This is a genomic window from Burkholderia sp. EMB26 (assembly GCF_024730645.1).
GTDB classification, from domain to species: Bacteria; Pseudomonadota; Gammaproteobacteria; order Burkholderiales; family Burkholderiaceae; genus Burkholderia; species Burkholderia cenocepacia.
Window position 1 is genome coordinate 1,747,613 of sequence record NZ_CP078071.1, and the last position, 24,743, is coordinate 1,772,355.

20 protein-coding genes and 1 pseudogene are annotated in these 24,743 nt (G+C 67.1%); 10 read left to right on the forward strand and 11 right to left on the reverse strand.

Annotated features, from left to right (window positions below):
- Complete coding sequence (locus tag KU887_RS24600; protein ID WP_258255700.1) at window positions 1–1,509, reverse strand: PLP-dependent aminotransferase family protein; 1,509 nt, start codon at window positions 1,507–1,509, stop codon at window positions 1–3.
- A 120-nt stretch (window positions 1,510–1,629) separates the two neighbouring features.
- Here KU887_RS24600 and KU887_RS24605 point away from each other — a divergent pair, with 120 nt between their 5' ends.
- Both KU887_RS24605 and gabD read left to right on the forward strand, forming a co-directional pair.
- Complete coding sequence (locus tag KU887_RS24605) at window positions 1,630–2,919, forward strand: 4-aminobutyrate--2-oxoglutarate transaminase (protein WP_060263351.1); 1,290 nt, start codon at window positions 1,630–1,632, stop codon at window positions 2,917–2,919.
- Between the two features lie 90 nt (window positions 2,920–3,009).
- The gene (gene gabD / locus KU887_RS24610) at window positions 3,010–4,479 is read left to right on the forward strand and encodes an NADP-dependent succinate-semialdehyde dehydrogenase (protein ID WP_012493582.1); all 1,470 of its coding nucleotides are present in this window, start codon (window positions 3,010–3,012) and stop codon (window positions 4,477–4,479) included.
- 116 nt (window positions 4,480–4,595) lie between these two features.
- Here gabD and KU887_RS24615 read toward each other — a convergent pair.
- Together KU887_RS24615 and KU887_RS24620 are read right to left on the reverse strand one after the other, a co-directional pair.
- Window positions 4,596–6,140, reverse strand: a pseudogene (locus KU887_RS24615) (methyl-accepting chemotaxis protein).
- A gap of 411 nt (window positions 6,141–6,551) precedes the next feature.
- On the reverse strand, window positions 6,552–8,096 hold the full coding sequence (locus KU887_RS24620) for a PAS domain-containing methyl-accepting chemotaxis protein (protein ID WP_258255703.1): 1,545 nt from the start codon (window positions 8,094–8,096) through the stop codon (window positions 6,552–6,554).
- Between the two features lie 311 nt (window positions 8,097–8,407).
- On the opposite strand from KU887_RS24620, the gene KU887_RS24625 reads away from it, so the two are divergent.
- From KU887_RS24625 to KU887_RS24635, 3 genes are all read left to right on the forward strand, one after another.
- Window positions 8,408–9,265, forward strand: a complete 858-nt coding sequence (locus tag KU887_RS24625; protein WP_060211007.1) for a class I SAM-dependent methyltransferase — start codon at window positions 8,408–8,410, stop codon at window positions 9,263–9,265.
- Complete coding sequence (locus KU887_RS24630; RefSeq protein ID WP_006494223.1) at window positions 9,262–9,822, forward strand: GNAT family N-acetyltransferase; 561 nt, start codon at window positions 9,262–9,264, stop codon at window positions 9,820–9,822. Before KU887_RS24625 ends, KU887_RS24630 begins: the two co-directional genes overlap by 4 nt.
- Before the next feature lie 74 nt (window positions 9,823–9,896).
- Window positions 9,897–10,424, forward strand: coding sequence for a DUF523 domain-containing protein (locus tag KU887_RS24635; protein ID WP_058902354.1), 528 nt, complete (start codon window positions 9,897–9,899; stop codon window positions 10,422–10,424).
- A gap of 111 nt (window positions 10,425–10,535) precedes the next feature.
- Here the strand turns inward: KU887_RS24635 and pcaF are convergent, their stop codons facing one another.
- Window positions 10,536–11,738, reverse strand: coding sequence for a 3-oxoadipyl-CoA thiolase (gene pcaF, locus KU887_RS24640; RefSeq protein ID WP_006494221.1), 1,203 nt, complete (start codon window positions 11,736–11,738; stop codon window positions 10,536–10,538).
- A gap of 227 nt (window positions 11,739–11,965) precedes the next feature.
- Between pcaF and KU887_RS24645 the strand changes: the two genes are divergently transcribed.
- On the forward strand, window positions 11,966–12,754 hold the full coding sequence (locus tag KU887_RS24645; RefSeq protein WP_258255705.1) for an IclR family transcriptional regulator: 789 nt from the start codon (window positions 11,966–11,968) through the stop codon (window positions 12,752–12,754).
- A gap of 211 nt (window positions 12,755–12,965) precedes the next feature.
- Here KU887_RS24645 and KU887_RS24650 read toward each other — a convergent pair whose 3' ends face one another.
- Window positions 12,966–14,081 carry a succinylglutamate desuccinylase/aspartoacylase family protein gene (locus KU887_RS24650; RefSeq protein WP_048987652.1) on the reverse strand — a complete coding sequence of 372 codons (1,116 nt, stop codon included), beginning with the start codon at window positions 14,079–14,081 and terminating at the stop codon, window positions 12,966–12,968.
- A gap of 55 nt (window positions 14,082–14,136) precedes the next feature.
- Window positions 14,137–14,910 carry a transporter substrate-binding domain-containing protein gene (locus KU887_RS24655; protein ID WP_034203235.1) on the reverse strand — a complete coding sequence of 258 codons (774 nt, stop codon included), beginning with the start codon at window positions 14,908–14,910 and terminating at the stop codon, window positions 14,137–14,139.
- A gap of 136 nt (window positions 14,911–15,046) precedes the next feature.
- Here KU887_RS24655 and KU887_RS24660 point away from each other — a divergent pair, with 136 nt between their 5' ends.
- Window positions 15,047–15,967, forward strand: a complete 921-nt coding sequence (locus KU887_RS24660; protein WP_006482592.1) for a LysR family transcriptional regulator — start codon at window positions 15,047–15,049, stop codon at window positions 15,965–15,967.
- A gap of 41 nt (window positions 15,968–16,008) precedes the next feature.
- On the opposite strand, the gene KU887_RS24665 is transcribed toward KU887_RS24660, so the two are convergent.
- The 3 genes from KU887_RS24665 to KU887_RS24675 form a co-directional block, all read right to left on the reverse strand.
- Entirely contained in the window at window positions 16,009–17,340 is a 1,332-nt protein-coding gene (locus KU887_RS24665) for an MFS transporter (protein ID WP_258255708.1), read from the reverse strand.
- Between the two features lie 56 nt (window positions 17,341–17,396).
- Window positions 17,397–18,587 carry a M20 aminoacylase family protein gene (locus KU887_RS24670; RefSeq protein WP_200062010.1) on the reverse strand — a complete coding sequence of 397 codons (1,191 nt, stop codon included), beginning with the start codon at window positions 18,585–18,587 and terminating at the stop codon, window positions 17,397–17,399.
- 239 nt (window positions 18,588–18,826) lie between these two features.
- Window positions 18,827–19,735: a LysR family transcriptional regulator gene (locus KU887_RS24675; protein WP_258255710.1), complete on the reverse strand. Its 909-nt coding sequence runs from the start codon at window positions 19,733–19,735 to the stop codon at window positions 18,827–18,829.
- A gap of 121 nt (window positions 19,736–19,856) precedes the next feature.
- Between KU887_RS24675 and KU887_RS24680 the strand changes: the two genes are divergently transcribed.
- From KU887_RS24680 to KU887_RS24690, 3 genes are all read left to right on the forward strand, one after another.
- Window positions 19,857–20,570, forward strand: coding sequence for a type 1 glutamine amidotransferase domain-containing protein (locus tag KU887_RS24680; RefSeq protein WP_048987658.1), 714 nt, complete (start codon window positions 19,857–19,859; stop codon window positions 20,568–20,570).
- A gap of 9 nt (window positions 20,571–20,579) precedes the next feature.
- On the forward strand, window positions 20,580–21,434 hold the full coding sequence (locus KU887_RS24685; protein ID WP_230205719.1) for a type 1 glutamine amidotransferase domain-containing protein: 855 nt from the start codon (window positions 20,580–20,582) through the stop codon (window positions 21,432–21,434).
- A gap of 61 nt (window positions 21,435–21,495) precedes the next feature.
- Complete coding sequence (locus KU887_RS24690; protein WP_048987665.1) at window positions 21,496–22,290, forward strand: SDR family NAD(P)-dependent oxidoreductase; 795 nt, start codon at window positions 21,496–21,498, stop codon at window positions 22,288–22,290.
- Window positions 22,291–22,480: 190 nt separating this feature from the next.
- Here KU887_RS24690 and KU887_RS24695 read toward each other — a convergent pair whose 3' ends face one another.
- Both KU887_RS24695 and KU887_RS24700 read right to left on the reverse strand, forming a co-directional pair.
- Entirely contained in the window at window positions 22,481–23,413 is a 933-nt protein-coding gene (locus KU887_RS24695; RefSeq protein WP_058902360.1) for an amidohydrolase, read from the reverse strand.
- A 2-nt stretch (window positions 23,414–23,415) separates the two neighbouring features.
- A complete protein-coding gene (locus KU887_RS24700) occupies window positions 23,416–24,738 on the reverse strand; it encodes an MFS transporter (RefSeq protein WP_006482588.1) in 1,323 nt (440 codons plus the stop codon).
- Window positions 24,739–24,743 lie beyond the last annotated feature (5 nt).

Genomic DNA, 24,743 nt, shown 5'->3' on the forward strand with positions numbered 1-24,743 from the left:
TCACACCGCCGCCGCCACCTTGTCGAACGCCCGCTCGTCGATCGCCTCGGCGAGCGTCGCGAACGCGGTCGCGATCTCGTCTTCCGGCACGCACGCATAGCCGAGCAGCAAACCCGATGCGGCACGCTCGCGATCCGCGTAGTACCCGGACAGCGGCCGCACCACGATGTTGCGTTCGAGCGCGGCCTGCGCGACCGCGCGATCGTCGACGCCGGCCGGCAATTGCGTGACGAGATGCAGCCCGGCGTCGCTGCCGAGCGCGTGCAGCGTATCGCCGTAGCGCCGCGCGACCGCGTCGAGCAGCACCTCGCGGCGTTGTCCGTACAGCGTGCGCATCTTGCGGATGTGCGACACGAAGTGCCCTTCCGCGATGAATTCGGCGAGCACGGCCTGCTGCAGCAGTTGCCCTTCGCGATACAGCTCGGCGCTCGCGGTCGCGAAACTTTCCGCGAGCGGCTCCGGCGCGACCAGATAGCCGACCCGCAGCCCCGGGAACAGCGTCTTGCCGAAACTGCCGACGTAGATCACCTGCCCGGCCGTGTCGAGCCCCTGCAGCGACGCGAGCGGCCGGCTGCCGTAGCGGAATTCGCTGTCGTAGTCGTCCTCGATGATCCAGCAGCCGTGCTGGCGCGCGTATTCGAGCAGCATCCGCCGCCGCGCGAGGCTCATCACCATCCCGAGCGGATACTGGTGCGACGGCGTGACGAGCATCAGCTTCGGCGGCTCGGCGAGATCGGCGGCCGACGGCGCGATGCCTTCGTCGTCGACCGGAATCGGCCGCGTGGTCAGCCCCGACACGTTGAGCACGCTGCGCACGCCCCAGTAGCACGGGTCCTCGGTCCAGATCGCGTCGCCCGGGTCGGTCAGCAGCCGCACCGCGAGGTCGATCGACTGGTGGATGCCGGTCGTGATCACGATCTGCTCGGGCGTGCAGCGCACCGAGCGCGACGTGCGCAGGTAGTCGGCCAGCGCCTCGCGCAGCAGCGCGAGCCCGCCGCCGGGCGCGTAGGTCAGCAGGTCGGGGCGCAGGCGTCGCCAGTACTTGTTGTGCAGCCGCGTCCACACACGCGCCGGAAATCGCGACACATCGGGCACGCCCGGCATGAACGCGCCGCCCTGGCGCTTCGACACGCCGGCGCCTTCGACGAGCCGCGTGCCGCGCGCGGACAGCCGCCGTACGGACGGCGTCACGACGGCCGGGCCGGCGCCCGCGTCGGGCGGCGCGCCGACGATCTCGTCCGGCGCGCTGTCGGCGACGAACGTGCCGCGCCCCGTCGCCGAGTTCACATAGCCTTCGAGCACCAGCTGTTCGTAAACCTGCGTGACCGTGTTGCGCGCGATCCCGAGCTCGGCGGCCAGCAGCCGCGACGACGGCACACGCGTGCCGGCCGGCAGTTCGCGCGACAGGATCGCCTGTTGCAGCAGCCGGTGAAGCTGCCGGTAGATCGGCTGTTCGCCGCCGCGCACGAGGCGCTGCGCCAGCCAGTCCGACAACACGCTCGCGCGCATGATTGGCTCCTGAATATTTATTGAAATGGCTCTGATTGCCAGAGCCAAATGTGATTATAGTCGCCTCCATGGGCTGCCAAGGCGCCCGATTTCCTACCCACCGGACAGAACATCAAGGAGATGACCGTGAAGAATGCCGACCTGCAGGCCCGCAAGAACGCCGCCACCCCGCGCGGCGTCGGCGTGATGTGCGATTTCTACGCCGCCCGCGCCGAGAACGCGGAGCTGTGGGATGTCGAAGGCCGCCGCTTCATCGATTTCGCCGCCGGCATCGCGGTGCTGAACACGGGCCACCGCCACCCGAAGATCGTCAAGGCGATCGCGGATCAACTGAACAGCTTCACGCATACCGCTTACCAGATCGTCCCGTACGCGTCGTACGTCGAGCTGGCGGAAAAGATCAACGAACGCGCGCCGGGCGACTTCCCGAAGAAGACCGCGTTCTTCACGACCGGCGCCGAAGCCGTCGAGAACGCGATCAAGATCGCACGTGCGGCGACCGGCCGTCCGGGCGTGATCGCATTCTCGGGCGGCTTCCACGGCCGCACGATGATGGGCATGGCGCTGACCGGCAAGGTCGCCCCGTACAAGCTGAACTTCGGCCCGTTCCCGGGCGACGTGTTCCACGCGCCGTACCCGAACGCACTGCACGGCGTGACGACGGCCGACTCGATCAAGGCGATCGAGATGCTGTTCAAGGCCGACATCGATCCGAAGCGCGTCGCCGCGATCATCTTCGAACCGGTCCAGGGCGAAGGCGGCTTCAACCCGGCGCCGGCCGAATTCGTGCGCGCGCTGCGCAAGATCTGTAACGAACACGGCATCCTGCTGATCGCCGACGAAGTGCAGACGGGCTTCGCACGTACCGGCAAGCTGTTCGCGATGCAGCACTACGACGTGCTGGCCGACCTGATCACGATGGCGAAGAGCCTCGCGGGCGGCATGCCGCTGTCGGGCGTCGTCGGCCGTGCGGACGTGATGGACGCGGCCGCCCCGGGCGGCCTCGGCGGCACCTACGCGGGCAACCCGCTGGCGGTCGCGTCGGCGCACGCGGTGCTCGAGATCATCGACGAAGAGAAGCTGTGCGAGCGCGCGACGCAACTCGGCGACGTGCTGAAGGCGAAGCTGAACGCGCTGCAGGCCGACGTGCCGCAGATCGCCGACGTGCGCGGCCCGGGCGCGATGATCGCGGTCGAATTCCTGAAGCCGGGTTCGGGCGAGCCGGATGCCGAATTCACGAAGCGCGTGCAGGCGCGTGCGCTCGAGCGCGGCCTGCTGCTGCTCGTGTGCGGCGTGTACTCGAACGTCGTGCGCTTCCTGTTCCCGCTGACGATCCCGCAAGCCGTGTTCGACGAAGCGCTCGTGATCCTCGAGGAAGTGCTGAAGGAAACGGTCGGCGTGCCGGCCTGAGTTCCCGTCCGCTGCAACTGAATGCGCCGCCGCCGTCGTGAAGACGGCGGCGGCCGTTTTCATCCGTCCTTTTCGAAGCAGGTGATTCATATGAGCACTGTTCAGGAAACCCTGGCACTGAAAGATCCGTCGCTGTTCCGCCAGCAGGCGTACGTCAACGGCGAATGGCAAGGCGCGACGAACGGCGAGACGTTCGACGTCCGCAACCCGGCCACCGGCGGCCTGCTCGGCACCGTGCCGGCGATGGGCGCGGCCGAGACACGTCACGCGATCGACGCCGCGAACGCCGCCTGGCCGGCATGGCGCAAGAAGACCGCGAAGGAGCGTGCGGTCATCCTGCGCAAGTGGCACGACCTGATGATGGAAAACGCCGATGACCTCGCGCTGATCCTGACGACCGAGCAAGGCAAGTCGCTGGCCGAAGCGAAGGGCGAGATCGGCTACGCGGCGTCGTTCCTCGAATGGTTCGCCGAGGAAGGCAAGCGCGTGTACGGCGACACGATCCCGACGCCGGCGAGCGACAAGCGCATCGTCGTGACGAAGGAAGCGATCGGCGTATGCGCGGCGATCACGCCGTGGAACTTCCCGGCGGCGATGATCACGCGCAAGGTCGGCCCGGCGCTCGCGGCCGGCTGCCCGATCGTCGTGAAGCCGGCCGAGGCCACGCCGTTCTCCGCGCTCGCGATGGCGGTGCTCGCCGAGCGCGCGGGCGTGCCGGCCGGCGTGTTCAGCGTCGTCACGGGCGACCCGAAGGCGATCGGCGGCGAGCTGACGTCGAACCCGATCGTGCGCAAGCTGTCGTTCACGGGCTCGACGCCGGTCGGCCGCCTGCTGATGGCGCAATGCGCGGCGACGGTCAAGAAGGTGTCGCTGGAGCTCGGCGGCAACGCGCCGTTCATCGTGTTCGACGACGCCGATCTCGATGCGGCCGTGCAGGGCGCGATCGCGTCGAAGTACCGCAACAGCGGCCAGACGTGCGTGTGCACGAACCGCTTCTACGTACACGAAGCCGTATACGACCAGTTCGCGCAGAAGCTCGCGGCGGCCGTCGGCCAGCTGAAGGTCGGCCGCGGCACGGAGCCGGGCGTCACGCAGGGCCCGCTGATCAACGAAGCGGCCGTGCTGAAGGTCGAGGCGCACATCGAGGACGCGCTCGCGAAGGGCGCGACCGTCGTGACGGGCGGCAAGCGCCATGCGCTCGGCCACGGCTTCTTCGAGCCGACCGTGCTGACCGGCGTCACGCCGGCGATGAAGGTCGCGAAGGAAGAAACGTTCGGGCCGCTCGCGCCGCTGTTCAAGTTCGGCAGCGACGACGAAGTGATCCGCCTCGCGAACGACACCGAGTTCGGCCTCGCCGCGTACTTCTACAGCCGCGACATCGGTCGCGTGTGGAAGGTGGCCGAAGCGCTCGAATACGGGATGGTCGGCGTGAACACGGGCCTGATCTCGAACGAAGTCGCGCCGTTCGGCGGCGTCAAGCAGTCGGGCCTCGGCCGCGAAGGCTCGCACTACGGCATCGACGACTACGTCGTGATCAAGTACCTCTGCCTGGCCGTCTGACGGTTCGGGGCCGGTCGCTTCCCGGCGACAGGCCCTCGCCGCCCGGCCGGAACCGGGCGGCCCGACGCGGGCCGGCGCCTCTCCGTCGCGCCCGCGTCACCCTCCCTTCCCCGCGATCAGCGGAATACGTTCACCGCCTCGACCAGCCGCGTCGCCTGCTGCTTCAGGCTTTCCGACGCCGCCGTGCTCTGTTCGACGAGCGCCGCGTTCTGCTGCGTGATGTTGTCCAGGTGCACGACCGCCTAGTCGACCTGCGCGACACCCGTGCTCTGCTCGGCCGTCGACGAGCTGATCTCCGCAATCAGATCCGACACGCGCTTCACCTGCGTGACGATGTCCTCCATCGTCTTGCCCGCGCCATCGACGATCCGCGCACCCGACTCGACCCGCTCGACACTCGCGCCGATCAGCGTCTTGATCTCCTTCGCCGCGTTCGCGCTGCGCTGCGCGAGCGCCCGCACCTCGCCGGCGACCACCGCGAAACCGCGCCCCTGATCGCCCGCGCGCGCCGCCTCGACCGCCGCATTCAACGCGAGGATGTTGGTCTGGAACGCGATGCCGTCGATCACGCCGATGATATCCGCGATCTTGCGCGAGCTGTCGGTGATGTCGTTCATCGTCGCGACGACTTCGTTCACCGCCTGCCCGCCCCGCCCGGCCGCCTCGCTCGCGGACACGGACAACTGATTCGCCTGCAACGCCGTCTCCGCATTGCTCGACACGGTCGCCGTCATCTCGGCCATCGACGCGGCCGTCTGCTGCACGCTGGTCGACGCCTGCTCGGTGCGCGCGCTCAGGTCGTTGTTGCCTTGCGCGATCTCGTTGCTCGCGCGCTGCACGTTCAGCACCTGTTCGCTGACGTCGTCGACGAGCCAGCGGAACATCAACCCGAGCTGGTTGATCGTGCGCAGCGTCATGCCGATCTCGTCGACCCGGTTCATCCGCACGCCGCTGCGGCTCTCGCCGGTCGCCACGCGCAACGCCTCGTCGCGCAACTGTCGAAGCGGCCGCACGATCTGCGCGTCGAGCCACAGCCCGGCCGCCGCCGTCACGCCGATCGCCGCGCCGGCGAACGCCGCGAGCCCGCCGCCGGTCAACCCGCCCGCCCAGCCGGCGCCGATGACCGCCGGCGCGAGCACGCATAGCGTCGACACCAGCCGGGCGCGCACCGACATCGTCTGGAACAGCGACGCGACGCGCATCGCGCCCGTGCGCACGATCAATCCCTTGTGGAACCGGCGGCTGCCGGCCTTGCCTTCGCGGAAATCGCGATACAGCGCCTCGGCGGCCGCGATCTCGTCGCGCGTCGCCTTCGTGCGCACCGACATGTAGCCCTTCGGCTGCCCGTTGCGCATCACCGGAATCGCGTTCGCGCGCACCCAGTAGTGATCGCCGTTCTTGCGGCGGTTCTTCACGAGCGCGGTCCACGGCTCGCCGCCCTTGAGCGTCGCCCACATGTCGGCGAACGCCTCCTTCGGCATATCCGGGTGACGCACCACGTTGTGCGGCTGGCCTTCGATTTCCTCGGGAGAAAAGCCGCTGACCTGGATGAACGCCGCGTTCGCGTACGTGATGTAGCTGTCGGCATCGGTCGTCGACATCAGCGTCGCATCGTCGGCAAATTCGAATTCGCGTTGCGTGACGGGCTGGTTGTTGCGCATGGTGTGGAGCTCCGGGTGGCGGATCTTGCGTCCGCTCGTCGATTGATTCGAGACTCCGCGCATGGCGATCGATTCGCATGCGTGTGAGTCGGGCTCCTGCACTTTCGGCACATTCGACGAAAACATTATGCCGTATTCGGGTAAATATGCATTAAATATGAATCAACTTGTTTTTACCGAATAATTTGTTCACGGATAAAACGCAACGCCTTGTCCGACAAAGGTTTTCCGGCCATTCGTCTGATTATTTCCCGTCGTGATTTCGGCGTGATTGAATACACGAACAGTCAATTGGAAATAAGAATATTTCTCATTTTTCGCCGTTCGACCCAATCCTCAACCCTGGATAAGCGCTGGGCGCGACATCCGGCATTCATCGATCGAACCCGCACGTCGCGCCCCCTTTCGGCATCATCTGAATACGTTCACCGCATCCACGAGCCGCGTCGCCTGCTGCTTCAGGCTCTCCGACGCCGCCGTGCTCTGTTCGACGAGCGCCGCGTTCTGCTGCGTGATGTTGTCCAGGTGCACGACCGCCTGGTCGACCTGCGCGACACCCGTGCTCTGCTCGGCCGTCGACGAGCTGATCTCCGCAATCAGATCCGACACGCGCTTCACCTGCGTGACGATGTCCTCCATCGTCTTGCCCGCGCCATCGACGATCCGCGCACCCGACTCGACCCGCTCGACACTCGCGCCGATCAGCGTCTTGATCTCCTTCGCCGCGTTCGCGCTGCGCTGCGCGAGCGCGCGCACCTCGCCGGCGACCACCGCGAAACCACGACCCTGTTCGCCCGCGCGCGCCGCCTCGACCGCCGCGTTCAGCGCGAGGATGTTGGTCTGGAACGCGATGCCGTCGATCACGCCGATGATGTCGGCAATTCTCCTCGAGCTGTCGGTGATCTCGCTCATCGTCGTGACGACCTCGCTGACCGCCTGCCCGCCCCGCTCGGCCGCCTCGCTCGCGGACACGGACAACTGATTCGCCTGCAGCGCCGTCTCCGCATTGCTCGACACGGTGGCCGTCATCTCGGCCATCGACGCGGCCGTTTCCTGCACGCTCGACGCGGCCTGCTCGGTGCGCGCGCTCAGGTCGTTGTTGCCCTGCGCGATCTCGTTGCTCGCGCGCTGCACGTTGTGCACCTGCTCGCTGACGTCGTCGACGAGCCAGCGGAACATCAGCCCGAGCTGGTTGATCGTGCGCAATGTCATGCCGATCTCGTCGACGCGATTCATCCGCACGCCGCGCCGGCTCTCGCCGGTCGCGACGTTCAGCGCCTGCTCGTGCAGCCGTTTCAACGGTTGCACGATCTGCGCGTCGAGCCACCAGCCGGTGGCCGCCGCCACGCCGACCGTCACGCCGGCAAACGCCGCGAGCCCGCCGCCGGCCAGCCCGCAGGCCCAGCCCGCGCCGACGACCGCCGGCGCCAGCACGCACAGCGCCGAATGCACGCGTGCGCGCACCGACATCGTCTGCGACAGCGATGCGAGCCGCAGCAGCCCGGTACGGATGACGAGCCCCTTGTGGAACCGGCGCCGGCCGGCCTTGCCTTCGCGAAACGCGCGATACAGCGCGTCCGCGGCCTGGGTCTCGTCGTGCGGCGCCTTCGTGCGCACCGACATGTAGCCTTGCGGCGCGCCGTTGCGCATCACCGGAATCGCGTTCGCGCGCACCCAGTAGTGATCGCCGTTCTTGCGGCGGTTCTTCACGAGCGCGGTCCAGGGCTCACCGCGCCTGAGCGTCGCCCACATGTCGGCGAACGCCTCCTTCGGCATGTCCGGGTGACGCACCACGTTGTGCGGCTGGCCGACGAGCTCTTCGTTCGAGAACCCGCTCACCTGCGCGAACGTCGTGTTTGCGTAGGTGATGATGCTGTCGGCATCGGTGGTCGACATCAGCGTGACGTCGTCGGGAAAATCGAATTCCTGTTGGGTAACGGGCTGGTTGTTGCGCATGCAAGGCTCCGAAAGGCGGATCTGTCGTCCGCGCCGCGCTGAAGTCGCGCTCAGTAGCCGAAAAACGGTTGATCGCTTTACGACACTCTCGTCCTTACTGTCGGCAATTCATCGGAAAACCTTAATTCCGTTGCGCATAAAATGGGCAATCCAGCCATTGCCATGATTTCGATCAAATAATCCGGCGATAATCCCGACACGCGTTTATCAACTTGTCACAACGCGCGGCCCGATGCGCCAATGCCAGCATCCGTTGCGCGCGGCGAAACGATTTGACTTATCCTGCTCCATTCCACCTGAATTCGAATTCCATGAAAAAGGCATTGCATGAACTGAATCGGCTGTCCTGGAATACGGCGACGGTCGCGCACAACAGCCATAAAGGCGATCAGGCTGCATTTTTCCGCAATGGCGGCTCGACGCTGTTTCCGGAAGAACGCGAACTGCTCGGCGATCTCACCGGTCTGCGGCTCTTGCACCTGCAATGCAACGCGGGGCAGGACACGCTGAGCCTCGTGCGCGACGGCGCGGATGCAACCGGTGTCGACATCTCCGACGAGGCGATCGACTTCGCGCGGCGACTGTCGGCCGACGCCGGCCTGCCCGCGCGGTTCGAGCGCGCCGACGTACTCGACTGGATGCCCGAAGCCGCCGCGCGCGGCGAGCGCTTCGATCGCGTGTTCACGTCGTACGGCGCGATCTGCTGGCTGTCCGACCTGAGCGCATGGGCGCGCGGGATCGCCTCGCTGCTCGCACCGGGTGGCCGCTTCGCGATGATCGAGTTCCACCCGTTCTCACTGTATTTCGACGAACAGTGGCAACCGCGCTACGACTACTTCAAGAGCGACGCGACCGAGGAACCCGCGGGCGTCGGCGATTACGTCGCGGCGTCCGGCACGGGGCTCGGCGAGCAGCACGATCATCCGGGCATCGTCGGTTTCGCGAACCCGCATCCGAGCTACGAGTTCATGTGGGGCATCGGCGACGTGGTGAATGCGCTGGTCTCGGCCGGGCTCGCGATCGAGCGCCTGAACGAATATCCGTACGCGAACGGCTGGAAGGGCTTCGACGGCATGCGCGAGCTGGAGGGCCGCCGGATGGTGCCGCCCGAAGGCATGCCGCGCCTGCCGTTGATGTACGCAATCGCCGCGCAGCGGGCGGCCGCATGACGCGCCGCACCGCCGCCGAACGCGACGCGCTGTCGGCCCGCCTGCTGGCCCGCGACGACGTGCCGCTCGTGTGGACCATCGACCGCCGCGAAATCATCGAGCACCTGTACGTGCTGCGCGACGGCACGCTGCATCTCGTGGCCGAGTTCTACGACGTGGCCGGCTGGCCCGACGGCGAAGCCGATCACTACACGCCGATCCTGCTCGACTGCCACGACCGCGGCGGCTGGTTTCTCGGCCGGTTCGACGGCACGCGGCTCGTCGCGGCCGTCGTCGTCGACAGCCGGCCGCTCGGCCCGCGGCGCGACATGCTGCAGCTGAAATTCCTGCATGTGAGCCACGACTGGCGCGGCTGCGGGCTCGGCGTACAGCTCTATCGCGCGGCGCAGGTGCAGGCACGTGCAATGGGCGCCGAGCGCCTGTATGTGTCGGCCACGCCGTCGCGGCACACGATCGACTTCTACCTGCGGCTCGGCTTCACGGTCAGCATGGCGCCCGATCCCGAGCTTTACGCGCTCGAGCCCGAGGACATTCACCTCGAAGGGCCGACGGCCTGACGGCCCGGCACGCGGATGACGGGTAGAATTTTTCGCTCTGCCACAATCGCCATCAACCGTCACGGAGCGCGACATTGAACCACGAGCCGCCACCGCCCGCCCCGCCGAAGATCCTCGTCAGCATGTGCGTGGTCGGCCATCCGGTGCGTTACAACGGCGCGGCGAAGACCGCCGCGCACGAAGCGCTCGAACGCTGGCAACGCGAAGGGCGGCTCGTGGCCGTCTGCCCCGAACTCGCGGGCGGCCTCGGCGTGCCGCGCCCGCCTGCCGAGATCGCCGGCGGCGCATCGGGGCAGCAGGTGCTGTCGGGTCACGCACGTATCGTCGACGTGAACGGCACCGACGTGACGACCCCGTTCGTTGCCGGCGCGCAAACCGCGCTGGCCCTCGCGCAGGCGCACGATTGCCGCTTCGCGATCCTCGCCGACGGCAGCCCGTCGTGCGGCAGCACGTTCATTTACGACGGAAGTTTCGAGAGCCGGCGCCACGCGGGCGCCGGCGTCACGGCGGCGCTGCTGCGCGCGCATGGCATCGAGGTGTTCGCGGACACCGAGATCGACGCCCTCGACGCGCGGCTCAGGCAAGCGTCGCAGGCCGGTTAACGACGATGGGCGGCACGAGACACCTCGTGCCGCCCATCGTGGCGGAAACGGCGCAGCGGTCAAGCGGCGCGGATCCGGCCGCGCACCGCCCGCATCACCGCATTACGCCGCTCAGACGCGTTCGATCGCGATCGCGATGCCCTGACCGACGCCGATGCACATCGTGCACAGCGCGAAACGGCCGTTCGTGCGATGCAACTGGTACATCGCGGTCGTCACGAGGCGCGCGCCCGATGCGCCGAGCGGGTGGCCGAGCGCGATCGCGCCGCCGTTCGGATTCACGCGCGGATCGTCATCGGCGACGCCGAGCATGCGCAGCACCGCGAGACCTTGCGACGCGAACGCTTCGTTCAGCTCGATCACGTCGAACTGGTCGATCGTCATCCCGAGCCGCGCGAGCAGCTTCTGCGTAGCCGGCGCCGGACCGATGCCCATCACGCGCGGCGCGACGCCCGCCGTCGCGATCCCCAGCACGCGGGCGCGCGGCGTCAGGCCGAAGCGCTTCGCGGTTGCCTCGTTCGCCAGCAGCAGCGCGGCGGCGCCGTCATTGACGCCCGACGCGTTGCCGGCCGTCACCGAGCCGTCCGGGCGCACGACGCCCTTCAGCTTCGCGAGCGCTTCGAGCGACGTCTCGCGCGGATGCTCGTCGCGCGACACGATCACCGGATCGCCCTTCTTCTGAGCAATCGTGACCGACACGATTTCTTCGGCCAGCGTGCCGTCCTGCTGCGCCCGCGCGGCCTTCTGCTGGCTGCGCAGCGCGAACAGGTCCTGATCCGCGCGGCTGACGTTGTAGTCGACCGCGACGTTCTCGGCGGTTTCCGGCATCGAATCGACGCCGTGCAGCTGTTTCATCAACGGATTGACGAAGCGCCAGCCGATCGTCGTGTCGTAGATGTCGGCCTGGCGCGCGAACGCGCTCGCGGCCTTGCCCATCACGAACGGCGCGCGCGTCATGCTCTCGACGCCGCCCGCGACCATCAGCGCGGCTTCGCCCGACTTGATCGCGCGCGCGGCCACGCCGACCGCGTCCATCCCGGAACCGCACAGGCGGTTGATCGTCGAACCCGGCACGCCCTCCGGCAAGCCCGCCAGCAGCGCCGACATGCGTGCCACGTTACGGTTGTCCTCGCCGGCCTGGTTCGCGCAGCCGTAGATCACGTCGTCGATCGCCGTCCAGTCGACGTCGCGGTTGCGCTCGACGAGCGCCTTGAGCGGCACCGCGCCCAGATCGTCGGCGCGCACGCCGGACAGTGCACCACCGTAACGCCCGATCGGCGTACGGATCGCATCACACAGAAAAGCTTCGGTCATCAGTGTCTCCGGTCCCGTGAAAGGCGGGGAAATGAACAGGGCGCGCCCCTTGCATTGCCCGCCGGGATGCGCTTAAATGTTCTACATACGAACATAAGATCGTGTATCGAACGTTCAACGCATCATAGGGAGTGCGGGGACGACCTGTCAAGGGCACGGTCGGCCAGGCGGTTGGCGTGTCGGGCCCCATGCGCTATCTTCTCGGCTGCACGACATTCCAGGCGCTCATGACAACCGACGATATTCAGACGAAACCCGGCGACTCCTATGTACAGTCGTTCGCGCGCGGCCTCGCGGTGATCCGCGCGTTCGACGCGGCACGCCCGGAACAGACGCTCACCGAGGTCGCATCGGCCACCGGCCTCACGCGCGCGGGCGCGCGCCGGATCCTGCTCACGCTGCAGACGCTCGGCTACGTCGAGGCCGACGGCCGGCTGTTCCGGCTCACGCCGAAGATCCTCGAGCTCGGCTTCGCGTATCTCACGTCGATGCCGTTCTGGAATCTCGCCGATCCGGTGATGGAGCAACTGTCCGCGCAGATCCACGAAAGCTGCTCGGCCGCGGTGCTCGACCGCACCGAGATCGTCTACGTACTGCGCGTGCCGACCCGCAAGATCATGACGATCAACCTGTCGATCGGCAGCCGGCTGCCTGCATACTGCACGTCGATGGGCCGCGTGCTGCTGTCCGCGCTCGACGATGCGACGCTCGACGACACGCTCGCGCAGAGCGCCATCCGCGCGCACACGCCGCGCACGATCACCGACATGGGCGAACTGAAGGCGGCGATCGCGCAGGTGCGCCAGCAGGGCTGGGCCGTGGTCGACCAGGAACTCGAAGTGGGGCTGATGTCGCTGTCCGCGCCGATCCGCAACCGGCGCGGGCAGGTCATCGCCGCGATGAACATCAGCGGCAACGCGCAGCGGCATACCGCGAAGCAGATGGTGAAGGAGTTTCTCGGGCCGCTGCAGCAGGCCGCGCAGACGGTATCGGAGCTGGTGGCGCGACGTGGCTGAGCACCCTGCCCGATCGTCGTATCCGTGACACGACAAGTCACCGAACAAAAAAAGACGGGCGGCACAGGCCGCCCGCTCAAACTCTGATCTCTGCAACGTTCTTCTCACGGAACACGGAGCGCACTCCGCGTCGCACAATTTAGTAACGCGCTCGAACACGGTCAATCTGACGAGAACGAAATTGCATCGCGTCGGCAGGCCGCCGCCTCGATCACGCGCCCAGCAGCATCCCCTTTCGCACCGGCACCGTGCCCGTCACGCGGCCGAGCGGCGCGCCGGCCGTCACGAAGCGGATCGCGCGGCGCATGTAGAACACGCCATCGGTCGCGCTCGAGATCGTCGTGACCGCATCCGTCAGCGGATCGACGATGTCGAACAGCGGATCGCCCGCACGGATCGTCGCGCCGATCGCCGCGCGGTGCACGAGAATCCCGCTCACCGGCGCATAAAACTGCTCGCTGCCCGCGAGCGGCGTGGCCGGCGCGGCCAGCGGCGGCAGCGGCGCGCGTTCGCCGCGCACCGCGCCGCACCACACCAGATAGTCGACGAGCGCGTCGGCGTCGCGTTGCGCATATTCGTACGTCACGTCGCGCTGGCCCCGACACTCGACCGTCACGGCCACGGTGCCGGCCGCCATCGGCGTGCCGTCCGGCAAATACGCGCGCAACCGTGACCACAGCAGATGATGGGCATCGTCGAACGCATGGCCGCCCGAATCCTCGGCGAGCAGCGACACCTCGGCGCCGAGATAACGCGCGAGCGGCTCGACCTCCGGCCACGCGGTATCGCTCGTGTAGACGTGCATCACCGCTTCGAGCGAGCAATGCAGGTCGATCACGACGTCGGCGTCGTGCGACAGCTTCAGCAGCGCCAGTTGCAGCGCATCGAATTCGGTGCGCGGCGCGATTTCGTCGAGCGCCGCGCCGACGCATTCGCGCACGATCGCGCGATTGCGCGCGCCGTCGTCGCCCAGCCGGTCGCGCGCACGCGCGGCGATCTCCGCGAGCGGCAGGAAGCCGCGATTGAAGTTGCGGCCGCTCGCGAGATCGAACCGGCCGATGAACTGCCCGAGCAGATGATGATTGAGGCCGACCGGGTTCGACACCGGCACGAGCACGATTTCGGCCGCGAGCCGCCCTTCGGCGTCGAGCTGCGCGAGGCGCTGCTTGAGCACGACCGCCGCGAGCATCGCGGGTGTCTCGTCCGCGTGCAGCGCGGCCTGCAGGTAGATCTTGCGGCCGCTGTCGGCCGGCCCGAAATGAAAGCTCGTCAGCGTGCGTTGCGTGCCGATCGACGGCGACAGGAGCGGCGTGGTGCGAATCTGCATCGAGGGTCTCGAATGGATGAAAGCAGGGAATCGGGGCAACGGGCCGGCACGGCGCTCAGTCGCCGTACGGGTTGAAATCGAAATACTGCTTCGCGATCCGGTCGTACGTGCCGTCCTTCAGCATCGACGCGATCGCGCCGTCGATCGACGCCTTCAGCGCGGTATCCGACTGCCGCATGCCGATGCCGACGCCGCGATCGCCCATGTCGAGCGGCGCGCCGACGAATGCGAAACCCTTGCCGCGCGGCTGGCGCAGGAACCCGTAATCGGCTTCCACGGTGCCGAGCAGCGCCGCGTCGAGGCGGCCGTTGACGAGATCGGCGAACACGTCGTCCTGGCTCTTGTACGGCACCACGCCGACGCCGGCCGGCGCCCAGTGCGCGAGCGCCCACGATTCGAATTGCGTGCCCGACTGCACGCCGACGCGCTTGCCGGCCAGCGACGCCGCCGTGCCGTCGAGCCCGCTGCCGGGCCGCGCGACGAGCCGCGACTTGAAGCGGAACAGCTTCGACGAGAACAGGATCTGCTTCTCACGCTTCGCGGTGATCGCCATCGACGACAGGATCGCGTCGATCTTGCGCGCCTGCAGCGCGGGGATCATCCCGGAGAATTCGAGCTCGACCCACTGGCAGCGCAACTGCGCGCGGCGGCAGATTTCGTTGCCGAGATCGACGTCGAAGCCCTTCAGGCTGCCGTCGGGCGCCTTCGCGTCCATCGGCGGGTAGGTCGGGTCGATGCCGAGTCGCACCACGGGCGCATCGAGCGCGGACGCGGACGTGGCGGCCAGGCCAATGCACAGGGAAACGAGCGGGGCAAGGAAACGTTTCATGGTCGACGATAGGCAGGAAAAGGAACGAACGGCATGAGCCGGACTGCCTGCGATCGTAGAAGCCCGCGGCCAGCGCCGGAACCATCGGCTGACTTATCATGATCGGTATTTCCGATCACCGGCCTCGCTGCTTCCCATGGCGTTCACGCTGTCCCAGCTCCGCATCTTCCAGGCCGTCGTCGAGCACGGCAGCCTGCGCGCGGCCGCCCGCGCGCTCGATCTCGCGCAAAGCGGCGTCACGCAGCAACTGCAGGGCCTCGAGGCGACGCTCGGCGCGACGCTGTTCACGCGTACCAACCGCGGGATCGTGCCGACGGCCGTCGGCCAGCGGCTGCTCGCGCGGTCCGGTGCGATCCTCGGCGAATGCGAGCAGGTCGAGCGGGAAATCCGTCAGTTGAGCGGCGCCTACGAAGGCACGGTCACGCTCGGCCTCGTGACCGAGCCGCTGATCGACGCGTTCGCGCCGGTGCTGACCGCGTTCCGCGCGCGCTTCGACAAGGTGGACGTGCACCTGCGCACCGGCACGTCGCGGATGATGATCGGCTGGCTGCGCGAAAGCGCGGTCGATTTCGCGATCGCGCTAGTCGCGAAGCAGACCGACACGACCGATCTCGCGGTCACGCCGCTGCGCACGTCGGCGCCGGTGGTCGTGTGCCGCAACGGGCACCCGGCGATGCATGCGCAATCGCTCGCCGAGCTGGCCGCCTATGGATGGGTGTCCACGCGCTCGCCGAACCTGAGCGCCGACCCGGTCGTCAACCGGCTGCTTGCGTACTTCGACGCGCACGGCCAGCCGCCGCCGAAGATTCTCGCGACCGTCGAGGGGATGTTCGAGACGCTGCAGATTGTCACGCAGACCGATTCGCTCGCGCTCGAAACCGAAGCGATCACGCGGCACGGGCCGTTCGCCGGCGCGCTCGCGAAGATATCGGTGCGCGAACGGGCCGACGCGCAGGACGTGTGCCTGCTGCAGCGCGCGGCCGTGCCGCTGACGCCGGCCGCGCAGGAACTCGCGACGATGCTCGCGTCGTATCTGAGGGTCGTGCGCGGGCGGTAAGCGCATCGGGCCGCGTCGCGGCCCGCATCGCGCCTCGCACGTCAGTCCAGCGATTCCCGCGCCGTCTCGCGCAGCATCGCGACCGCGACCAGCGACAGCACCACGCACGCGGCCACGTAGCCGGCCGGCGCGAGCTTGCTGCCGGTCGTCTTCACGAGCCAGGTCGCGATCAGCTGCGCGGTGCCGCCGAAGATCGTCACCGCGAGCGCATACGCGATCGAGATCCCCGTCGCGCGCACGTGGCGCGGCAGCGACTCGCACATCAGCGCCATTTCCGATGCGGAGCCGAGCGAATAGAACAGCAGCATCAGCGCGGTCAGCGGCAGGATCACCGACAGCGTCGGATGATGGTTCATCAGCCAGAACGCCGGGAACAGCAGCGCGACCAGCACGCCGCGGCCGACGAAGATCGGCAGGCGGCGGCTGCCGAGCCGGTCCGACAGCCAACCGAACAGCGGGCACGTGACCAGCATCACGCAGCCCGACGCGACGCCGACGAACATCGACAGCTTCATCGGCAGGCCGAGCGTATGGATCGCGTAGGTCGGCATGTAGAAGGTCAGGATGTAGGTCGACACCGTGCCGCCCATCACCGTGAGCATCAGCAGCAACACCGTGCGCGTGTGCTTCGAGAACAGTTCGTGCAGCACGCCGCGCTCGATGCCGTGATGGCGGTCGCCGGGCGCATCGTCCGCGAGCCGGCGACGCAAAAACATCCCGACTGGCGCGATCAGCACGCCGACGAGAAACGGCAGCCGCCAGCCCCAACCTTCCAGCGCATCCTTCGTCATCGTGTTCGACAGCAGCGCTGCGAAGCCCGAGCCCATCAGCGCGGCGCCGCCCTGCGTCGCGAGCTGCCAGCTCGCGCGGAACGCGCGGCGCGACGTGCCGCCCTGTTCGAGCAGCGTCGACGTCGCCGCGCCGAATTCGCCGCCCTGTGAGAAACCCTGCAGCAAGCGCGCGAACACGACGAGCAGCGGCGCGGCGACGCCCACCTGCGCATAGGTCGGCGCGATCGCGATCAGGCCGGTGCCGAGCGCCATCAGCATGATCGTCAGGTTCAGCGCGGCCTTGCGCCCCTTGCGGTCCGCGTAGACGCCGAGCACGACGCTGCCGAGCGGCCGCGTGAAGAAGCCGGCGGCGAACGTCGCGACCGACAGCAGCAGCGACGTGGTCGGGTCGCTCGACGGGAAGAACAGCTTGCCGATCAGCACCGCGAAGAAGCCGTACACGGTGAAATCGAAGAATTCCAGCCAGTTGCCGATCACGGCCGCGGCGATCGCGCCGCGCCGCGTGACGGCAGGCGCGCCGGGCGCACCGGCTCCGGCAGCGCCCGTCGACGCGGGGTGCAGCGCGAGATGGTCCTTCTGCATCGCTATCCTCTCCTGTCAATGCGGCCGGAAGCGCCGGCCGCGCGCCGCCGCCGCGATCACTGTCCGAGGTAACGCTCGACGAGGCGCGTCCAGAACGCCGCGCCGATCGGCAGGTTGCGATCGTTGAAGTCGTATTTCGGGTTGTGCACCATGCAGCCGTCCTCGCCTTCGCCGTTGCCGAGCCGCACGAACGAGCCCGGTCGCTGCTGCAGCATGAACGCGAAATCCTCGCTGCCCATCAGCAGGTCGGCCTGCTCGACCACGTGTGCATCGCCGACGAGTTCGCGCGCGACCTGCGCGGCGAAATCCGTTTCGGCATCCGTATTGACGACGACCGGATAGCCTTCGATGTACTCGACGTTGGCAGTCGCGCCGTAGCTCGCGGCCTGCGTTTCGGCCAGCTCGGTGATGCGGCGCTTGAGCAGCGCGCGCACGTCGGGGCTGAACGAACGCACGCTGAGCTCGAGGCGCGCACCGTTCGGAATCACGTTGTTCGCGGTGCCCGCGTGCATCGAGCCGACCGTGACGACCGCCGGCTGCGACGGGTCGACGTTGCGCGCGACGATCGTCTGCAGCGCCATCACGATGCTCGCCGCGACGACGACCGGATCGACCGTGAGGTGCGGCCGCGCCGCGTGGCCGCCGACGCCTTCGATCGTGATGATCGCCTTGTCGCCCGCCGACATGAACGGGCCGCGCCGCGTGAGGAATACGCCGGGCGCCGCGCCCGGATGGTTGTGCATGCCGAACACCGCATCGCACGGGAAACGCTCGAACAGGCCGTCGTCGATCATCTTCTTCGCGCCGCTGTCGACGCCGTGCTCTTCCGCCGGCTGGAAATACAGGTGCACGGTGCCCGAGAAGTGGCGCGTCTTCGCGAGATGCTGCGCGGCGCCGAGCAGCATCGTCGTGTGGCCGTCGTGGCCGCATGCGTGCATCTTGCCGTGCGTGCCGCTCGCATACGGCAGGCCGGTCGCCTCGACGATCGGCAGCGCGTCCATGTCCGCGCGAATGCCGATGCTGCGTGCGCCGTCGCCCACCCGCAGCGTGCCGACCACGCCCGTCTTGCCAACCCCGCGCGTCACCTGCCAGCCCCACTGCTCGAGCTTGTCCGCGACGAGCGCGGCCGTGTCGTGCTCTTCGTACGCGAGTTCGGGGTGGTGATGGATGTGGTGACGGATCTCGCGCAGCCCGCCGGCGGCGGGCAGCAGATCCTCGACTTCGGTGAAGCGGGTATCGGTGGTCATCAAGAGGCTCCTGCCGTTTGTCTGCGCACGCCGCGGATGCGCGCGGGAAAGCGAGCCACTATAGCGAGCCGATATCGGTTCAATAAGATGCGGAATTTTTCACCGTGATAAGTGTTTTTAATCAGGGTTAATACGGGGCTTCGGTCCGGCTCGTGTCGCTTTCGATGAGATGCGAATACAGGCATCCGATGCAGCACCCGTCACGCCACGCCGAATCTCGCGTCGGCATTGCCGGCACTTCAAGCCTCGGATGCCGACGCGACCAACATGTCGATCAAGTTGCGGGACGCGGCCGACAGACGGCGATGCGGCGCATAGACGACCGAAAACGGCCGTGTGCGACCGCGCAGATGGGGCAGCACTTCGACGAGATGTCCGGCCCGGATCCGATCCTGAACGATGAAGTCGTAGGTCTGGCATATACCGGCGCCGCTCTGCGCCATCGACACGACACCGAGCACATCGTCGGACACCGCGACGTTCGAAGCCGGCAGCCAATCGATGTCCCGATCGCCGTCGCGGAATACCCAGGGCGCGATACGGCCGCTGCTGGGCAGCATGAACGGCAAACAAAGATGGTGCTCCAGGTCGGCCACATTTCCGGGCGTGCCGGCGTGCGCGACATACTCGGGCGACGCGACCAGGCACAGTGCCGCATCCTCGAGCTTGCGCGCGACCAGACCGCTGTCCGGCAATTCGCCCAGACGGATCGCCAGGTCGAAGCCCTCGGCCACGAGATCCACGTTCCGGTTCGCGATGTTCAACTCCACGCGAACGTGCGGGTGTTCCCGCGTGAACCGCCGAAGCAGCGGCGGCAGACGATAGTGCCCGTACGTCGTGGGTACGCTCAGCCGGACATGGCCGGTCAAGGTACCGCCGTGCCCCTGAATGGCCCGCTCGGCGTCATCGATCAGCAGGAACGCCGCGCGCGATTGCTCCAGATAGAGCCGGCCGTGCTCCGTCAGGCTCAACCGCCGCGTGGAGCGACGCAGCAACTGCGTGCCCAACCGGGCTTCCAGGCGTGTGATGGCCCGGCTCAACACGGAAGGCGTGCTGCCCAATGCCACCGCGCCGGCAGTCATCGAGCCTTTTTCGACCACCGTCACGAATGCTTCCACGTCACCGAGATGGTCGAATTTGCGCGCCATCTTGTCCTCCAAAGAACAAAAGCTTTACTTTTTCGCCAGTTTATCTCCGCGACCGAGCCAAATAAAGTGCGTGCGTCGTGACTGCATCGTCGAGTCACCCATTGAAATCCAGGAGCACAGCATGAATGGCGAACATCGCGACCGGCAGGATCTGTCGGTTCTATTCGTACTCACGAGCCACGCAAGGAAAGGCTCGACCGGGGAGCCGACCGGTTTCTATCTCGGCGAAGTGACGCATCCGCTGGCCGAACTCGACGCGGCCGGCATTCCCGTCGAATTCGCATCGATTCAGGGCGGCGAACCGCCCGTCGACGGGCTCGATCTCGACGACGAAATCAACGCCCGGTATTGGAGCGATGCCGCATTCCGCGACGCACTGCGCCACACGCAGCGGCTCGGCGACGTCGACGCGTCGAAATATGCGGCGGTCTTCTTTGCCGGCGGTCATGGCGCAATGTGGGATTTTCCCCGCAACGCCGACGTGGAGAAGGTGACGCGCACGATCTATGAAGCGGGTGGCGTGGTCGGTGCCGTATGTCACGGCCCGGCCGCACTGGTCGACGTGAAGCTCGGCGACGGTACCTATCTCGTCACCGGCAAGAATCTGAGCGCATTCACGGACGAAGAAGAACGGGCGGTCCAGCTCGATCGCGTGGTCCCCTTCCTGCTCGCGAGTACGTTGAAGCAGCGTGGCGCACTTCACGATCCCGCACCGAACTGGACCGCGAAGGTCGTCGTCGACGGACGGCTCGTGACCGGCCAGAACCCGCAGTCGGCTTCCGGCGTGGGCGCCGCGATGCGTCATCTGTTGCTCACCCGTTCACGACAAGCCTGAAACTTCCCGATGGAGAAAGCGATGTATTCGATGCGCAAGCTCGCCGTTGCGGCAATCCTCGGCATTGCCGCATACGGCGCCCACGCTGCCAACGTGCTTGTGGTGTTGTCGGATTCCGACCACCTCGACCTGAAGGACGGCAAGGTCTTCGCGACGGGCTTCTACCTGAACGAGCTGATGCAGCCCGTCAAGGCGCTGCTCGATGCCGGCCACCAGGTGACCTTCGCGACGCCGGAGGGCAAGGCGCCGACGCTGGACGTCACGTCGGCCGACAAGATGTACTTCAACGGCGACGAAAACGCGATGCGCGACTACCGCGCGTTGCTCGACCGGCTGCAAATCACGTCGCGCGCGCACTCCCCGGTGATCAGCCTGTCGCGGGTGGAGCAGATCGGTTACGCGCACTTCGATGCCGTCTATGTTCCCGGCGGCCATGCGCCGATGCAGGACCTGTTGACCAGTGCCGCCGTCGGCAGATTGCTGGCCGACTTTCACGCGCGCGGCAAGACCACTGCGCTCGTTTGCCACGGCCCGATTGCGCTGCTGTCGACCCTGCCCGATGCGCCGGGCTTCACGCGAAAGCTCGCGGCGGGAAACGCGGGCGACGGCGACATGAAATGGATCTACGCCGGTTACCGGATGACGGTGATCAGCAACGCGGAAGAAGAGCAAGCCAAAGGGCTGCTCGGCGGCGGCGCGATGAAGTTCTATCCGCAGACCGCATTGCAACGCGCGGGTGGCGTTTATAGCAGCAACGAGGTGCCGTTTACCGCGCACATGGTGACCGATCGCGAATTGATCACCGGACAGAATCCGGCGTCGGCGCTGGACGTCGCCGGCGAAATGCTGAAGCGGCTCAAGTAATGCCGTGCAACGGACCGGCCGTGCTGGTTCCTCGATGAGTAAAGTAAAGGAGAAGCAAACCGTGGATCTGCAACTTGAAGGAAAAACCGCGATCGTCACCGGCGCCACCGCCGGCATCGGGATGGCGATCGCGCGAACATTGGCATCGGAAGGCGTCGCGGTCACGATCACAGGGCGGCAACGAGACAAGCTCGACGCAGCCGTCGCCGAGCTCTCCGCTGCCGCGCCGCGCGGCAGCGTACGCGGAATCGTCGCCGACGTAAGCGGCGAGCGAGGCGTCGCGGCACTGATCGATGCCCAGCCGGACACGGATATTCTCGTGAACAATCTCGGCTACTACGAAGCGAAGCCGTTCGCGGAAATCACCGATGACGACTGGCTGCGAATGATCGACGTCAACGTGATGTCGGGTGTCAGGCTGTCACGGCATTACTTTCCTCGCATGCTTGCGAAGAACTGGGGGCGTGTAATCTTCATGTCCAGCGAAGTCGGTGCGTTCACGCCGCCGGACATGGTGCACTACGGTGTCAGCAAATCGGCCCAACTCGCGGTCTCGCGCGGCATGGCCGAACTGACGAAGGGAACCGGCGTGACCGTCAACAGCGTACTGCCGTCCGCCACGCGATCCGAAGGCATCGTCGCGTATCTTCGGCAAACCGCGCCTCGGCCCGATATGACCGATGCGGAAATCGAATCGCACTTCTTCGGCACGTATCGTCCAAGCTCGCTGATCGCCCGCATGATCGAGGCCGACGAGATTGCCGCGATGGTGGCGCTGCTTGCCAGTCCTTTGGGCGCGGCATCCAATGGCGCCGCGGTGCGCGTCGAGGGCGGCACCTACCGGTCGATTCTCTGAGCCGCAGGCCGCTTGTGGGCGCACATGCCTGCGGCGCCGTCGACGCGCGCGTCTGGCCGGATACCGCGCGACGCGGTCGGCGGTAGCCGCCGCCGAGCAGCCGCTGGCTCCATCCGCCTTCAAACATATCCCCCGATTGCGGACGACATCGTTTCGTCACCGGCTTCAAGCTTCCGACCTCCTCCCCGCGCTATGCAAATCCGTACAACTTCGCCGGGTTCGTGACGAATATCCGCTGCTGCCAGTCCGGCCGCCCGATCCAGCCGGCGATCACGTCCAGCAAGCTTGCGTCGTCCGGCTTGTCCGTCTTCTGCGTCGGGTGCGGCCAGTCGGTGCCCCACAGCATGCGTTCCGGCGCCATGTCGATCAGCGCCTTCGCGACCGGCGCGACGTCGTCGTAGGCGGGCGCGCCCGTCTTGCTGTCGACGTACGGCCCCGACAACGTGATCCACGTATGGCCCTTTTCCACGAGGCGTTGCGCGGTACGAAACGCGGCCGACGACAGTCCGCCGGGCTGCGGCACATGCGCGATATGGTCGATGACGAGCGGGCAAGGCAACGCCGCAAGATGCGGCTCCAGCTCAGGCAGCCGCGCACCCTGCACCACCAGCTCGATGTGCCATCCGAGGTTCGCGATGCGCGCGGCGAGCGGCGCCAGCATGTCGAGTGTCGTCGCACCCGGATAGCTGAGGTTGAAGCGGATCGCACGGATGCCGCCGCGATCGAGCATCCGAAGTTCGTCGTCGCTCACGGTGCCGTCGACCACCGCCACGCCACGCGCGTCGGCGCCGAACTGCGCGATCGCCGCCAGCGTGCAGCGATTGTCCGTCCCGTACGTCGACGGCGTCACGACCACGTTGCGCTTCACGCCGATACGCGCCTGCACGCTTCGGTATTGCGCGACGGTCGCATTCGGCGGGCGCAGCGTCGTGCCCGGCGCGACCGGAAACCGGTCGTCGTAGACGTGCATGTGACAGTCGATCGCCCCGTCGGGCAACCGGAACGCCGGCCGTCCGGTGCCGCTCGACCACGTTTCGTCGGCCGCGGCCAGCCTCGGCAATGCAGCCGAAGCCAGCGCGGCGCCGGCGATCCGGAGGAATTCACGTCTCGCGATGCGCGCCATGATCAGATGGTCCCCGTCTTGCCGACCAGCTTGCCGGCCGCATGATTGCGCGTGAGCAGCAGCAGCGTCGCGACGCTCACGAGCGTGAGGATCGCGAGCGGCATCAATGCGAGCGCGTAGCTGCCCGTCGCCGCCTTCACCCACCCGTATACGTTCACCATCAGCCCGCCGCCGAGCAGGTTCGCGATGGCATTGACCGTCGCGAGCCCGGCCGCCACGGTGCTGTTGGACAGCATGTCGGTCGCGAGCGCCCAGAACGGGCCCTTGAACGAATACGCGCCGACCAGCACCGCGCAGAGCATGCAGATCGTGGGCAGCAGCGATCCGCTCAGCGACGTCGCGAACAGGCCCACGCCGATCAGCAGCATCGGCACGACCGTGTGCCAGCGGCGTTCGCCGAGGCGGTCCGAGCGCCGGCCCCAGTAAACCATCAGGATCGAGGCCACCGCGTACGGCACCGAGTTCAGCAGGCCGGTTTCCATGACGGTCAAGCCGAACGACTTCAGCAACTGCGGCTGCCACACGGACAGCGTGCTGCCTGCCGCGGAAGCACACGTGTCGACGAGCGCGAGGCACAGCACATAGCGGTTGCGGAACAGTTGCGCAAGCGGCAACGACGGCACCTTCTTGCGCGTCTTGTGGCCGGCGGCCAGCGCGTTCGAGAGCCACGCGCGCTCGTCGTCGTCGAGCCACCTCGCGTTCTCCGGCTTGTTCGTCAGCATGAACAGGCACGCGATGCCGAGCAGCACCGTGGGAATGCCTTCGAGGATGAACAGCCAGTGCCAGCCGCGCAGGCCCCAGACGCCGTCCATCTGCAACAGCAGCGCGGAGATCGGCGAGCCGATGAAGCTCGCGGCCGGAATCGCGACCATGAACGTCGCGACGATCCGCGCGCGGTACTGCGCGGGAATCCAGTACGACAAATACAGCAGCACGCCCGGGAAGAAGCCGGCCTCGGCCGCGCCCAGCAGGAAACGCAGCACGTAGAACGTCGTCGCGTTGTGCACGAGCGCGGTCGCCGCCGACACGATGCCCCACGTGATCATGATCCGCGCGATCCAGATTCGCGCGCCGTATTTCTGCAGCGCGAGATTGCTCGGCACTTCGAAAAAGAAGTACGAAATGAAGAACAGGCTGCTGCCGAAACCGAAGACCTGCGCCGACATCCCGAGGTCATGGTTCATCTGCAGCGACGCCATCCCCACGTTGCCCCGGTCGATGAAGGCAAGCAGGTAGCAGATCATCAAGAAGGGAATGAGTCGCCAGACGACCTTTCGTATGGTCCGGCGCTCGATCGCGGACGCTTCCATGAAACCGGCTTGCATGTTGT

Bases quoted from the DNA above. Each gene is read 5' to 3' on its own strand.
- KU887_RS24600 (WP_258255700.1), bottom strand. From the start codon at position 1,509: ATGCGCGCGAGCGTGTTGTCGGACTGGCTGGCGCAGCGCCTCGTGCGC.
- KU887_RS24605 (WP_060263351.1), top strand. From the start codon at position 1,630: ATGACCGTGAAGAATGCCGACCTGCAGGCCCGCAAGAACGCCGCCACC.
- gabD (WP_012493582.1), top strand. From the start codon at position 3,010: ATGAGCACTGTTCAGGAAACCCTGGCACTGAAAGATCCGTCGCTGTTC.
- KU887_RS24620 (WP_258255703.1), bottom strand. From the start codon at position 8,096: ATGCGCAACAACCAGCCCGTTACCCAACAGGAATTCGATTTTCCCGAC.
- KU887_RS24625 (WP_060211007.1), top strand. From the start codon at position 8,408: ATGAAAAAGGCATTGCATGAACTGAATCGGCTGTCCTGGAATACGGCG.
- KU887_RS24630 (WP_006494223.1), top strand. From the start codon at position 9,262: ATGACGCGCCGCACCGCCGCCGAACGCGACGCGCTGTCGGCCCGCCTG.
- pcaF (WP_006494221.1), bottom strand. From the start codon at position 11,738: ATGACCGAAGCTTTTCTGTGTGATGCGATCCGTACGCCGATCGGGCGT.
- KU887_RS24645 (WP_258255705.1), top strand. From the start codon at position 11,966: ATGACAACCGACGATATTCAGACGAAACCCGGCGACTCCTATGTACAG.
- KU887_RS24650 (WP_048987652.1), bottom strand. From the start codon at position 14,081: ATGCAGATTCGCACCACGCCGCTCCTGTCGCCGTCGATCGGCACGCAA.
- KU887_RS24655 (WP_034203235.1), bottom strand. From the start codon at position 14,910: ATGAAACGTTTCCTTGCCCCGCTCGTTTCCCTGTGCATTGGCCTGGCC.
- KU887_RS24660 (WP_006482592.1), top strand. From the start codon at position 15,047: ATGGCGTTCACGCTGTCCCAGCTCCGCATCTTCCAGGCCGTCGTCGAG.
- KU887_RS24665 (WP_258255708.1), bottom strand. From the start codon at position 17,340: ATGCAGAAGGACCATCTCGCGCTGCACCCCGCGTCGACGGGCGCTGCC.
- KU887_RS24670 (WP_200062010.1), bottom strand. From the start codon at position 18,587: ATGACCACCGATACCCGCTTCACCGAAGTCGAGGATCTGCTGCCCGCC.
- KU887_RS24675 (WP_258255710.1), bottom strand. From the start codon at position 19,735: ATGGCGCGCAAATTCGACCATCTCGGTGACGTGGAAGCATTCGTGACG.
- KU887_RS24680 (WP_048987658.1), top strand. From the start codon at position 19,857: ATGAATGGCGAACATCGCGACCGGCAGGATCTGTCGGTTCTATTCGTA.
- KU887_RS24685 (WP_230205719.1), top strand. From the start codon at position 20,580: ATGGAGAAAGCGATGTATTCGATGCGCAAGCTCGCCGTTGCGGCAATC.
- KU887_RS24695 (WP_058902360.1), bottom strand. From the start codon at position 23,413: ATGGCGCGCATCGCGAGACGTGAATTCCTCCGGATCGCCGGCGCCGCG.
- KU887_RS24700 (WP_006482588.1), bottom strand. From the start codon at position 24,738: ATGCAAGCCGGTTTCATGGAAGCGTCCGCGATCGAGCGCCGGACCATA.